Source organism: Chitinophagaceae bacterium (assembly GCA_007695095.1).
Lineage (GTDB): Bacteria > Bacteroidota > Bacteroidia > Chitinophagales > REEL01 > REEL01.
The window spans coordinates 32,878-47,359 of the sequence record REEL01000062.1; the positions used below are offsets into that span (position 1 = coordinate 32,878).

At 37.2% G+C, this 14,482-nt stretch carries 9 protein-coding genes; 7 read left to right on the top strand and 2 right to left on the bottom strand.

Annotated elements, in window-relative coordinates:
- Entirely contained in the window at positions 1 to 2,355 is a 2,355-nt protein-coding gene (locus EA412_01875) for a T9SS C-terminal target domain-containing protein (protein ID TVR82241.1), read from the bottom strand.
- A 182-nt stretch (positions 2,356 to 2,537) separates the two neighbouring features.
- On the opposite strand from EA412_01875, the gene EA412_01880 reads away from it, so the two are divergent.
- From EA412_01880 to EA412_01890, 3 genes are read left to right on the top strand one after another with little or no spacing between them, the layout of a single operon-like run.
- Positions 2,538 to 3,911, top strand: coding sequence for a (Fe-S)-binding protein (locus tag EA412_01880; protein TVR82242.1), 1,374 nt, complete (start codon positions 2,538 to 2,540; stop codon positions 3,909 to 3,911).
- A gap of 9 nt (positions 3,912 to 3,920) precedes the next feature.
- Complete coding sequence (locus EA412_01885) at positions 3,921 to 4,718, top strand: (Fe-S)-binding protein (protein TVR82243.1); 798 nt, start codon at positions 3,921 to 3,923, stop codon at positions 4,716 to 4,718.
- Positions 4,719 to 4,731: 13 nt separating this feature from the next.
- Positions 4,732 to 5,232 (top strand): ABC transporter ATPase, encoded by a 501-nt coding sequence (locus tag EA412_01890; GenBank protein ID TVR82244.1) that lies wholly within the window; start codon positions 4,732 to 4,734, stop codon positions 5,230 to 5,232.
- A 27-nt stretch (positions 5,233 to 5,259) separates the two neighbouring features.
- Here the strand turns inward: EA412_01890 and EA412_01895 are convergent, their stop codons facing one another.
- Positions 5,260 to 6,690, bottom strand: a complete 1,431-nt coding sequence (locus EA412_01895) for a hypothetical protein (protein TVR82245.1) — start codon at positions 6,688 to 6,690, stop codon at positions 5,260 to 5,262.
- Positions 6,691 to 7,252: 562 nt separating this feature from the next.
- Here EA412_01895 and EA412_01900 point away from each other — a divergent pair.
- The 4 genes from EA412_01900 to EA412_01915 all read left to right on the top strand — a co-directional run bounded on the left by EA412_01900 (position 7,253) and on the right by EA412_01915 (position 14,147).
- Entirely contained in the window at positions 7,253 to 8,878 is a 1,626-nt protein-coding gene (locus tag EA412_01900) for a hypothetical protein (protein ID TVR82246.1), read from the top strand.
- A gap of 33 nt (positions 8,879 to 8,911) precedes the next feature.
- Positions 8,912 to 11,797, top strand: coding sequence for a hypothetical protein (locus tag EA412_01905; GenBank protein ID TVR82247.1), 2,886 nt, complete (start codon positions 8,912 to 8,914; stop codon positions 11,795 to 11,797).
- Positions 11,798 to 11,976: 179 nt separating this feature from the next.
- Positions 11,977 to 12,939: a hypothetical protein gene (locus EA412_01910; protein ID TVR82248.1), complete on the top strand. Its 963-nt coding sequence runs from the start codon at positions 11,977 to 11,979 to the stop codon at positions 12,937 to 12,939.
- 23 nt (positions 12,940 to 12,962) lie between these two features.
- Entirely contained in the window at positions 12,963 to 14,147 is a 1,185-nt protein-coding gene (locus EA412_01915; protein TVR82249.1) for a hypothetical protein, read from the top strand.
- The last annotated feature ends 335 nt before the right edge of the window (positions 14,148 to 14,482 follow it).

A 14,482-nucleotide genomic window follows, 5' to 3' on the forward strand; every position in this document is an offset into this window, starting at 1 on the left:
TTATTGCAATAATATTTTCTTTTGTAAAAGTTGTGATTTAGCTGATTGAAAGTTAAGCAAAAATAATCCTTTAGGTAAATTCACTACATTTATTTTATGAAAAGTTTCACCCGCTGGAACAGCTCCATCCAAAACTATTCTTCCGGTTAAGTCAGAAAGCTCATAAGTTATTCTGTTTTCGGGCACTTTATCAAATTCAATATAAAAATATTCTTCTGCCGGATTCGGATAAACATTTAAATTTAAGATTTGACCATCGACCAAAATCTCATGCACAGACGTAGTATCATAAAAACAACTACCATCATCGACATTTGCTTCCGGATTAAAGTTTGTTGCCAATTCATCTGTACAGCCATGAACAGCTTCAACACAAGACCCATCGTCCATATTTGCGTCTGCATCAAAATTTAAAGCATCCGGATCTGTACACCCGTAATTCAAATCCATCTGGATTGCCCCAAATACGTTTAACTTTCCCCAACCATAAGTTTCATCAGGTAAAAGAGGAGGTGTAAAATCATCTTCAAGAGCTGATAAAGTAATAGCGTCTTTCACTTCAAAATACCAGGCATCTGGATTTTTCTGTAAATAAAGTGCCGCTGCTCCGGCTACTTTTGGTGCTGCTAAAGAGGTTCCCCCATTTGTGCTGTGCATGCCCTCCGGGGCAACTCTATTTGCTTGTCCTGAAGAAATTAAAGCATTTACATTGGTCAGATTTCCGGTTGCCATTGTTCTGGTTCCTGAAGCAGTAATATCCGGTTTTACCCGTTCATCTCTGGTTGGGCCTCTGCTGGACGTCGGATGTATAATTCCAACCGGATTTTCAGCTACTACCGTTGTTGTTCCATTAAAATTTTCATGAGCATATCGAGCTTCTGCATTTCCAACTGTAATCACTTTATCTGAACAAGTAAAGCTACTTACTAAGGTTTTAGCATTATCAGGAAGTTTATAATTTACAATTTCCGGTACAATAGAGGCCGGAGGCAAACCAAATTCTACCATGTTAGAATGCCCCATAATACTTTGTGAGCTCCAAATATCTATCCTGCCGTCTCCGGTTGCTATAAATCGCCACAAATCTGTTGTATTGGCAGGATTTACTTCTATCTCCACTTTATACATATGCCCTTGGTGCCTTACTGTTAAAATAACAGCTCCCACAAAAGCTCCCTGATGATAAATAGCTCTTGAGATAGTTTGTTGATCTCCGGGATTTAAGTTTACAAATTGATTTTTAACATTAAAAAATTCTGTTTGACCTAAAAACTGAAAGCTTGTATCATCCGCACCTATTGAAAACCATACATCATTTAAGTCAGCAGTATCGGCAAACAATTCATAATACACAACATTAAACGTAGAGGTATATCTGAACCAGGTAAATGTAGTATCTGCTGTCACATCATACCCAAGGTGATAATTAACATTTCCACGGTTTCCGGCTGCCGCAACCAGTACCCTACCTGCTCTTTCTTCCAGCATGTTTTCGATTAGTCTGGCGGGTAAATCCCGGGCATCTCTTGAACCGTAATATGTACCAAGGCTGGCATTTATTACTACCGGCTTACCCATAGCATCTGCCTTTCTAAAAATATATTCAACAGCATCCACAAACTTAGATAAAGTAGGATCCTGATAATCATAAGCTACTATTATCAAATCAGATTTTGGAGCAACTCCTTTATAGTTCTCAACTTCCCTACCGCTTGAGGCGGCAGCTCCTGTTACATGCGTGCCGTGACCGAAACGATTTGCAGGTTCGCTATGGTTTACATTTCCGTTCTCAAAATCCTGAAAAGTCCACTCCGTTCCATAAATATAAGGCATAGGTGGATTTAAATTGCTTGCATTCTGATCCCACATATATTTTATTCGGCTGCCATTTTCATCTTTAAAGTCTTCGTGATTATAAAAAATTCCGGCATCTATAATTCCAACGACAACCCCTTCGCCTTTATAAGCCATATCAAGGGGACTCACTCCATCGTGAACCTGATTTACATTGTGAATAATCAATGAAGTGTCCATTAATTGCACCAAAGGTTTATTTCCTTTGTCAATTTGTTTTATAAAAGCCTCTTGGCGTAAACTTTCAATATTTTCTGCTTTAATTTGAACTGCAGCTATTCCATTATAATGATACTTAATAAATCCATCATTACTGCCCAGCCAATTTTCCAGTTCATTTATATCTCCCTCAACAAAAATATGTTCAATGCCACGAACTACTTTTTCCCCATCGGCTGTATGCAATTGTTGGTTTTTATAAAAAAATACCGGCACATCCTCTGATGCATATAGAGAAAAAAGTATGGAAACAAAGAAATAAGTAAGAAGTAATCTTATCATTTTTATATTATTTTTTCAAAATTCATCTAATTCTAAAACAAAACTAAAGGTAAAAAAAATTGTTAATATCATCATTTAAAACCTTTAACTTTTACCTAATAATGATGTTCATACAGAAAATTGTGTACGTATTTTTCTACAAAACGTTGTAAAAGCGTATTTTAGCTTGAAAATATCAAAATATGACCGGAATTATTCAACAGATAGTGTTCGTTATAGTGCTAATAGGAGGAATAACTATTTTTTCATTAAAGATGAAAAAGATTATTCGAAATATAAAACTCGGTAAAGACTTAGACCTATCAGGGAATACAGGCCAACGAATAAAAAAAATGCTGTTAATTGCTTTTGGACAAAAAAAAATGTTCAAAAATCTAATACCTGCATTTTTCCATCTGTTAATCTACATTGGATTCATCATTATTAACATAGAAATACTCGAAATTATCTTAGATGGGATTTTAGGGAAACACCGTATATTTTTCAGTGACCTGGGGATGAATGCTACTCTCTATAGTTTTATAATCAACACTTTTGAGTTTTTGGCTTTAGGTGTAATTATAGCCTGTGTAGCTTTTCTTATCAGAAGGCACTTTTTGGGAATCAAAAGGTTTCAGCATAGTGATTTAAAACGCTGGCCTAAACTGGATGCTGATATTATACTCTATGTAGAGATTGTGCTAATGGGATGTTTTCTGTTTTGGAATGCATCTGATCAAAGCTTACAAAAAATTTATGCTTCCGGTGGCGGAACACCTGAAAATGCTGCAATTTACGTTGAAACCGGCACTTTTTATCTAAGCAGCTTACTGATGCCTTTGCTTTCAGGTATGGGAGAAGGTAGTTTAATCCTTTTAGAAAGAACTATGTGGTGGGGACATATCGTTGGCATTTTAATTTTTCTGAATTATATCCCTTATTCAAAGCATTTTCACATAATGATGGCATTTCCGAATACCTACTTTTCCAGATTACAACCTCAGGGAGAAATTTACAATATGCCTGAGATTACCCGTGAAATCGAAATGATGATGAATCCGGATGCAGCTCAAAGTGGTGAAGAAGCTCCGCCCCCTTCAAAATTCGGAGCAAAAGATGTTACTGACTTAAACTGGAAAAATCTACTGGATGCCTACAGCTGTACTGAATGTGGGAGATGTACTGCAGCTTGTCCGGCTAATCAAACCGGTAAATTATTATCCCCGAGAAAAATAATGATGGATACCAGGGACAGGCTGGAAGAAATAGGAAATAATATTGATAAAAAAGGAGCAGACTTTGAAGATGGGAAATCTTTAGTTAGCGACGAGTATATTACAGAAGAAGAACTTAGAGCTTGCACTACTTGTAATGCATGTGTAGAAGAATGTCCAATCAATATAAACCCGTTGGATATTATTTATGAACTGCGCCGAAATCTGATTATGGAAGAGTCTAAAGCTCCGGGTGAATGGAATTCCATGTTTACCAATATAGAAAACAATGCAGCTCCATGGCAGTTTTCACAACAAGACAGGCTGAAATGGAAAGATGACTTAAATGACGAGAACAAATAAAATAAAGATATGTCTGAAGATAAAATGACAGTACCTACAATGGCAGAATTGCTTGCAAAAGGTGAGAAGCCTGAAATTCTTTTCTGGGTTGGTTGCGCAGGAAGTTTTGATCAAAGAGCTCAAAAAATTACTATTGCTTTTGTGAAAATTTTAAATAAGCTGAAAATTCCTTTTGCCGTTTTAGGAACTGAAGAAAGCTGCACCGGGGACCCGGCCAGAAGAGCAGGAAATGAGTTTTTATTCCAAATGACAGCAAAGACAAACATAGAAGTATTGAATGCCTATGAAGTTCAAAAGATTGTTACCACTTGTCCGCACTGCTTCAATACATTAAAAAATGAATATCCGGCACTGGGAGGAAATTATGATGTGGTTCATCACTCTACTTTTTTACAAATGCTCATAAATGAAGGGAAACTTAAAGTTGAAGGAGGACAGGCTTTCAAAGGCAAAAGAATCACTTTTCACGATAGCTGCTACCTTGGAAGAGCTAATAATATATACGAGGCCCCTAGAGAGGTACTGGAAACACTGGATGCTGAATTAACAGAAATGAAAAGCTGCAAAACTAAAGGCTTATGCTGTGGTGCAGGTGGTGCACAAATGTTTAAAGAAGAAGAAAAAGGAGAAATCAGAGTAAATCAAAAAAGAGTAAATCAGGCTTTGGAAACAAAAGCTGATATTATTGCTGCCGCTTGTCCGTTTTGTATGACAATGATGACTGATGGAGTAAAAGAAAAAGATAAGCAAGAAAGTGTTAAAGTTTATGACCTGGCGGAACTAATTGCTGATGCACAGAATTTATAATTAAAAACGTCTTATGCAAATATTTTCAGAAGCAAAAAAAGTTTTTCCGGATAATGCGCGGGTATGGGTTTATCAAGCTGACAGAAAACTAAACGAATACGAAAAAATCAGTATTTCCGGTAAACTAAATCGTTTTTTAAATGATTGGGCTGCCCATGGTAAAAAACTGGATTGTAGTGGCGAAATCCTTCATGACTTATTCATAGTGCTGATAGTTGATGAATCTTTTGAAGCAGCCAGCGGTTGTTCTATTGATAGTTCCGTTAACTTTATACGTTCTATCGGAGAAGAGTTGAATATTAATTTTTTTGATCGCTTTGCTATAGCTTATGAAGATAATAATGAGATTAAAGTTTGCAGCAAAAATGAGTTTGAAGCTTTGGCAGCAGAAAACAAGGTCAATAAAAACACCATTGTTTTCAATAATTTAGTCTTAGATTATGCAAATCTAAAAAACAACTGGAAGGTTCCGGCACACCAAAGCTGGCAAAGTAAATTCTTTAACTTAAATTAAGAAATAAAATTTCCGGCTATTTGTTTCCTAAAGACTTAGCTCACTATTCAACACAAAGTCTAAATCAATCAAATTCATGATTTTATTCTTGGCAGAATTTGATTGAAATTTCAATTTATATTCTTCAGCCTTGTCCTTTTTATCTTTATGCAGGTACTGTGTAAATTTTAAATAATTTTTCCAGTCTTCCTCCTGATAATCGATTCTTTTCATTAATCGTCTGTAAAGAGACACTTCGTAATCAAACTGAGCCTTTGCATCGTTGATGAGTTGAATTAAAACTGTAAGAGCCGAGTTTTCCATGCAAATCCAATTACCACTTTTATCTATATATGTTCGATAATTTCTTGCATTCAATAAATAAGCATGTGCATCTGAAAAATCTTTTCTATAAAAAGAAGCAACCGCTTTTAAATAATTAAAATAATATTTATACCGATTACTGCATTTGGATAGTAATTCTTCATCTAAATGCTTTTCTAAAAAAGGTGCTATTTCAGTATATTGCTTATTAGATTTGAGATGATAGCTGTAAATAAACAAAAAGTAGAAATAAACATTTTCATAGGTCATATACCCTTTTATAGATTTGACATCATTTTTCAATTGTAATAAACTATTTTTAAAAGCTTCTTTATTCCCTTTCAGATAATAAAACTTATTCATTAAAGTCTGAATCGCAAATTTACAATCTGGATAAAAATAAGGGATAGAATGGTGTATGTAAATAGAAAGTAAATTATTAACATCTTCCTCCAATGAATCAGTTACTGTTCCTTTACCATTTACACAATTAATCTCAAAAGAAACTTTAGCACTTAAATATAAAAACTCGGAAACTTTAGTATTAATCCGGTTATGCAACTCTCCCATTTCTTTTATGATAGAAGTTACACTATCTATCTTCCACTGTGGGGAATAATAAAATAAGTCCGGACTCTCAAAAACTGTCAGATAAAATAAACGCTCAAGCCGGTATTGAAAGACCTCCTTCTTCTCATAAACATCTATTTTTTGTTCAAACTCATTCCTTTTCTTAAATTCACAATAACCGGTTAACCAATAGCAAAAATAGATTTCCCTCATTCCTTTAACCAATTCAAGGTCTTCTGCCTGTTTTCTTACCTTATCGAGAAATTTAATGAACAAATCCGGGTTTTGAGAATATAGTAACAAACGTAATTTTTCAATTTTTTCCCTTACATCTACGACTTTATTCTTTTTGATTTGAAGTTTTAAATCTATAATATCCTCTACTACACGATGCTTCAAAGTATAGAAAGCCTGCCTGTTTTCTTCATAATCCATCAGATATATTAACTGCTCTAAATCACAGGATTGCTTCTTTATAATAGTGTTAACCAGCTTATCTTTCACCGGAAACTTTGAAAACTTCTTACCCAATAAAGTAACCTCTTCCGGGCTTAATGACTTCACAATTGATAACAAAATATCCATAACTCAACGAATCTTAATTGAAAAATTAAAAGCTAAAGATAATTGAGCTTTGCGGTAAAAGCCAATTTTATTTCTTTAAATTAAGATTACCTTATTAAACTTCTATGTAAGGATAAAAATGGATAGATGAGGATAATGACTTTTGGCTTATTCGTTTGATTATTATAGTTATCCTTAAATTTATCAACCTTTATAATATTGAATATTAAACTTCTAAGCACCGAATTCAATGTAAGAATAGGCGTTTTTTTTTCTGAAAAAAAAAGTTGTTAATAGTCTTAAAATTATTGAAGTTTAAGTAATAAGCTTTTAAATATGATGCAGTAAGCATATCCTTGAGTTTTTAATATAAAAAACAACGTTTTTATTAACATTCTCTTAATAAGTTTAAATTTTCATAAACTACTGAATATCTGCATTTTACACTATCTATCACCAGTTTACACATTCCTTTTAAGTCTAAATACAATGTAAGAAACTGCACTTTTTTAGCCTGTTTTTAAGTAAAATACAATGTATATTTGGTATGATTAAACTAATTTTTTACTAAATATTTATTATTATGAAAAGGCTTTACATTTTACTTTTTTTATTTTCTTGCTTATATCTGCCTAAGGCTACCGCCAATAACATACAGGTAGATGATGCTGTTTTGTATAACCAAAATACGGCAGCTACACCATCTTATACACATGTACGATTTGACCTAACCTGGGATAATTCCTGGAGAGTTTCGGCAGGACCGGCAAACTGGGATGGTGCCTGGTTATTTGTAAAATACCAGATTCAGGGAGAAGAATGGAAACATGCCACTCTTTCTACCGATGCACCGGATCATGACGTTTTAAACGACAATGGAACGGCTATGACTATTGACCCTTCACCTGATGGTAAGGGAGTTTTCGTACATCGCTCAGGGGATGGCATAGGAGATATTAACCTAAATGATGTCTTATTGAGATGGAACTACGAAACAGACGGTGTTTTAGATACAGATAATTTGCAAATAAAAGTTTTTGCAATAGAAATGGTCTATATACCGGAAGGTCCGTTTTTTGTCGGTGATGGAAACATTACAACTTCTCCTTCAACTAGGGCTTTCAGTATAAACAATACCGGAAATAATCTTCCTTACCGCATTACCAGTGAAGATGCTATAACATTTGCGGCAAGCACTTATACAGGTGATGATTTAGTATATAACCCAAATTTCACCTCAGCTCATACCCTATTAGCTACCTTCCCAAAAGGTTTTCAGGCATTTTGGGTTATGAAATATGAGGTTACTCAAAAACAGTATTTAGACTTTTTTAATACACTACCTAATAATCAAACTATTCGTGGATACAGAAATTTAGGAGTGAATAATTCTCCAACTGCTGAAACATTTAGAAATAACTTTTACTGGGATGGACAGGCAAATAGCGATGCTATATTAACTAATGGAAGAAGCGGAGACAGAGCTTGCAATTATCTAAGTACGGCAGATGCCTTAGCCTATGCTGACTGGTCAGGATTAAGACCAATCACAGAATTTGAATTTGAAAAAATGGCAAGGGGTACTGATAATACAGATCCGAATAATCCCGTACCGGTATTTCCAACCAATGGCGAATTTGCCTGGGGGAATACTACTGTGATGGGTATCAGCAGCTTAGTAAATGACGGGCAAGTGGATGAGAATATAGCAAGTCCTATGACTGCCAACGCCCATAGTACATCTACAATTAACGGTCCGGTTAGAAACGGCATATTTGCCGCTAAAAATCCAACTTCCGATCAGCGTACTCTTACCGGCGGCTCATATTACGGTGTTATGGAATTAAGTGGTAATTTAGAAGAGATAGTTATCGCTGCAAGTTATTGGTCAAGTACAAATAACTCTCCCTCGTGTACATTTACAGGAAATCATGGAGATGGTGAACTTAACGATGGCAGAGCGGATGTTAATGGCTGGATGCAAACTGGTTGTTTTAATTCAGCCTGTGATGCAATTATCTCACCTAATACAAGAGCTAATCAATTTATAACCTTAAAAGGTGGTGCATTCAACTCTAATAACAATTTAATGAGGGTTTCGGACAGAAGTCGTGGTATAATATACTCCTCTGGATGTTCTAGCACAAGCACTTTATATAGTAGTAGGTTTAACTATATTGGTTTTCGTGCAGGCCGCACCGCAAACTAATTCAGTCATGCAATATCCTTTAAAGCGTTTCTTATGAAATGGCTATATAAAAATATTATTGTTACGGTTCTTTGCTTATGTTGTTGTTATCAGGCAGCATATAGTCAAGCAACCTATCCTGAGGTAACAGGCTTTGAGGCTGCCCGCTCTTATGATGAGATTGTCTTGCACTGGAATCATTATTATACCCCCAATGCAACCGGATATCATATCTACTGGAGCACCAGTCCCGGACAAAGTACGGCCGATTCTGACACTATCATACTCGGTCAGACTGTTACACACACTCACACAAATTTAGACCCCAACCAAACTTATTACTACCGGGTTAGGGCTTTATTTGTCAATCAGGAATATACAGCACTTATGGATGAAATTGAAATCAGTCCTTTAGACTTTCAGCTTTTTAGCGGAGGCGAAGGGGATGGTTACGATGAAACTCACATTTGCTTAACTGATTTGGATGGTTCACCATTAACCTATATTCCCACCGGTCTAACCGGAGCGTCCATGCCTTTGGCAATTTCTGTATACTGGGATACAGACCCTATAGTACAGGAGTATATATTGGAAGTAGCCAATGCTGCTGCAGGTCCTTTTACGCCTCTGGCTCAATTATACAGTGCCGGTTTTCAACATGAAAATCTGGTTGGGAATCAAAATTACTACTATCGTTTGACAGCCATTTTAAAAGGGAATTGCCCTGCCGATTATACCTCTGTACTTCGGATATCAACGGTAGATGCTGATTTCTATGATGGCGGTGAAGGCGATGGTTATGATAAAGACCATATTTGTTTAGGTTTTCTCAATGGTGACCCGGATCTCCCTGCACCGGTTGGCTTAGAAGTTGCCGCTTCTCATGGAGAAAATGTACTTTTTTGGAATCCGACTCCCGATGCGACAAATTATATAGTTGAGTACAGCACTGATCAAATAAACTTTAGTGTTGTCGGTTCTACCAATAATATAAGTTTTAACCATGAGGGAATCTCTCAGGGGACAACCTATTATTACAGAATTACTGCTGAGGGAAGTGGAGTTTGTCCTTTTGGATACTCCGATACGATTTCGGCAGAGCCCAGAGAAGATGTGATGTATGCCGGTGGAGTAGGAGATGGATACGATAATGATACATCATGCGCTATTGATTTGGATGGTAATTCACAGGCACCTGTTCCAAGCGGACTGACAGTTGCGGGAGGCTATGACCAGAATGTCATTTACTGGGACTTCCTGCCCGGAGCCCTGCAGTATTATTTGCAATTTACTACTGATCCGCTTTTAGGATATACCTTGTTGGACTCAACAGATAATATAATGTATATACATACCGGATTAACTCCGGGTGTCACCTACTATTATCAGGTATCGGCAGATTTTGGAGGTGATTGTCCTGCAGGATTCTCACCTCCGGAAAGTGGTGCGCCGGTTGTACAGGCTGATATTTTTAAAGGCGGAATCGGAGATGGTCATGACATGTCTTCTTCATGTAATATTGATTTAGATGGTAATTCTGCTGTCGCTCCACCGGAAGGCTTTGAAGTTGCCGCTTCACACCATTCAAATGTGTTGTTTTGGGATCCTTATTCCGGTGTTTCAGAATTTATCATATATTGGAGTAATAGCTCTTCAGGTCCTTTCAATCTGTTGACTTCCACAAATGATATAAGCTATGTGCATGACAATCTGGATCCTTCACTGGACTATTTTTACAGGGTAGAGGCAAGTTTTGGTGGTACATGTCCGGGAGGACTTAGTGCCATAAACGGGAACATGCCGGTTGAACAAGCTTATATGAAAGGTGGAATCGGGGATGGTCATGATATGTTTACTTCTTGTCCGTCATCATTAAACGGGGATACTGTTTTATATGCACCAACCGGATTTACAGTAGCTGCAGGATTAAATCAAAACTATATTTACTGGGACTTTTTACCGGGTGCTACACATTACATATTGGAATTCAGCACTGATCCGTTTACCGGATTTACGGCATTCCCTCCTATAACAGATATTAGTTTTGTCCACGAAGGCTTAAGCAGTAATGTAACCTATTACTATCGTTTAACCTCTGAATTTGCTCAGGGATGTCCTGCCGGATTTACCGGAACTGATATGGCTGAACCGGTTGCTCAGGCAGATATCTTTAAAGGGGGAATCGGAGATGGATATGATATGACAACTTCCTGTTTTTGGTCACCTTTGGATGGTTTAACTCCTCCTTTGGTAGCTGTTGATTCGGTTATTTGCTCATCGGATCCGGTTTTACTGGAAACTGATGCGGCTGATGGTTATCAATGGTTATTGAATAATCAGCCTATTGCAGGGGCTAATAGTAGCAGCTATCAGGCTACTGAAGCGGGATTCTATTCCGTTTTTATTCAGAATCTGACCGGTTGTTGGGTAAAATCATTTCAGATAGAAATACTGGAAGGAGACACATTGCCTTTACCGGTAGTTCCTGACGGAGAGCCATTAGTTTGTGAAGGAACTACACATATGTACACTATACAAGCTGTGCCGGGAGCCACAACTTATGTTTGGGAAGCACCCGGAGGGGCAATTATAAGTGGCAGTGGAACTGAGGTAGATATCACATTTGGCAGCAACTCCGGAAATGTTCAGGTAATGGCACAAAATGCTTGTGGAAACACTGCACCTGTTCCTTTGCATGTGGATGTAATACCAATCACTCAGGGAATATGGACAGGTACGATTAACAGAGACTGGCATATTGACGGCAACTGGGGATGTGGCAGTGTACCAACTCCGGTAACGGATGTTTTGATTCCTGCACAACCTGTCAATCAACCCATTATCTATAATAACAATACAGGTGTATGCCGGTCTATATGGTTAGATCCGGGTGCATCACTTGATATTGAAACAAACGCAGTTTTACGGGTCAATGATTGATTTTTTTCTTTTTCCCATTTTATAAAAAAAGAGCCTGAAAGCAATGCGATCAGGCTCTTTTTTTGTTATACCCGCTCTTACTAAGTAATTATAGAAACAAAGTTTTTTCTTTGATATGAAAGCTTTATTTGCTTTTTGGGGTGGTTAAAATGTAAATTGCATATAAAACCCAAATGATGATGTCAACAAAAATTATTTTTTTACGAGCCAACTTAGATTTTTTTAATAAAAGTAAAGGAAGTATTTTATTCTTATTAATATTTTTCTCTCCGGTTTTAATCTATGCTCAGGACAATGTGGGTATTGGTACTACAACTCCGGACCCATCAGCATTATTGGAAGTACAATCATCAGATAAAGGGTTTTTACCTCCCCGATTAACAACAGTCCAAAGAGATAATATAAATGCTCCGGCAGAAGGTTTAGTTATTTACAATACAGATACAAAATGTATAGAATTTTTTGATTCTGCAAGTTGGATAAGTATATGCGGAGGGGTTCCACCTACAAGTCCGGATTTTACTTGTGGAGATACGGTTACATTCACCTACAATAATCAATCTGTCAGCTATGGATCAGTTGAGGGTGAAAATGGCACTTGCTGGATGGATAGAAATCTGGGTGCATCAAGAGTAGCTGTAAGTTTCAATGATTCTCAGGCCTACGGTGATTTATTTCAATGGGGGAGGTTAGCGGATGGCCATCAGATTAGAACCAGCCCGGTAACTACTGTTGAAAGTAGTACCGATGTCCCGGGACATGGAGATTTTATATCTACTATGAGTACCACAAATGATTGGAGAAATCCTCAAAACAATGGTTTATGGCAGGGAGATGGCGGAATTAATGACCCATGCCCGGCAGGATGGAGAGTCCCTACAGAGGGTGAATTAAATGCTGAAAGACTAAGTTGGAGTCAGCTAAATTATACCGGTGCTTTTAACAGTGACTTGAAGTGGACAGCTGCCGGAGGTAGAAGTCACTTTCAGGGAAACCTTAATTTAGTAGATACAAGAGGGAGCTACTGGACCTCCACTGCTGATGGAATAAACAGTTACGGCTTGTTTGTAACGAATAATGACGCCTATATGTTTAATGACCCGAGAGGGCATGGCAGAAGTATACGGTGTATATTGGATTAATTTTTTCACTAAAAAATCAACATATGTTTATAACAAAAAAACCGATATGGTTACTTTTATTTTTAATGATAAGTCTTCAAACTATCGCACAAGTATCCATTAATTCGGATGGTTCTTCACCGGATCCGAGTTCTATGTTAGATGTAAAATCAGATGACAGAGGCTTTTTGCCACCAAGACTTTCTACTGCTCAAAGAGATGCAATAGTAAATCCGGCAGCAGGTCTTCAGATTTATAATACAGATACAGAATGTTTAAATTATGCAGACAATAGTGGTCAGTGGTTAGAAGTTTGTGGAACAAATACCGCATGTACACCACAACCCGGACAGGCAGATGCCGGAGTGGATCAGCTTGAACTAACCGGGACATCAACAACCCTAGATGCATTAGCTCCGGTTAGTGGTGAAACTGGCAGCTGGACTATTTTATCCGGAAGTGGTGGTAATATAGTTGATGTTGCGTCAGAAAACTCCTTCTTTGAAGGTGTTGCAGGCGAAAGCTACACACTTGAATGGACAATTAGCACTGTATGTGGAAGTACTACAGACCAGGTCACAATCAGCTTTGAAACACCGGTAGCTTTTTTATGTGGAGATAATGTGGTCTTCACTTACAGAGGTAGTCAGGTAACTTATGGAACTGTTACCGGGGAAAATAATACCTGCTGGATGGATAGAAACTTAGGTGCTTCCCAAGTTGCTACGGCTATTGATGATGCAGCAGCTTACGGTGACTTATTTCAATGGGGACGAGGTGATGACGGTCATCAAGACAGAAATAGTAACACAACTTCTATTTTAAGCCCGGGAGATGTCCCCGGCCATAACGAATTTATTACAACAAGTGCTGCCCCTAATGACTGGAGAGCAACACAAAACAATAGTTTATGGCAAGGAGATGGTGGCATTAATGATCCTTGTCCTGATGGATGGCGGGTTCCAACTGAAGACGAATTAAATGATGAAAGACTTACATGGAGCAATACAGCTCAGGATGCTTTTGACAGTAATTTAAAGTTTACAATGCCGGGATACAGAATGCCGGATGGAACAGTAACAAATGAAGGGACACAAGCTTATTATTATTCTTCTACTCCAACATCTAGTGGAGCAAACGTAAGATTTTTAAACTACTTATCTTCATTTAGCTTTATGAATAATGCTCCTCGAGCAAGAGGACAAAGTGTTCGATGTATATTGGATTAAAAAGTTATTTTCATTTTTTTAAAAAAGCTCCTGATTTTATTTGGGAGCTTTTTTGATTATGTAAAGAAGAGCTTTGCAAGACCCAAGTAAGAAGTTGAAAGTAGAAAGTTTATAAAGTCTGAAAGGTATAAGGTAGTAGTTTATAGAAAATTTATGATGTCAAATGGAAAATGTTTTGAGAGGTCTACGCATTAATACGGAGATGCTTCCTGACGTCAGCATGACAGCTTGTTTGATGGCTGTACTTTTTCATAAAATTGTTAAAAGAACTTTTACAACTAATCCCTCTCTAGCAATAGAGAGGGTGCAGGGTGAGTCATACTTAGAGCATAATG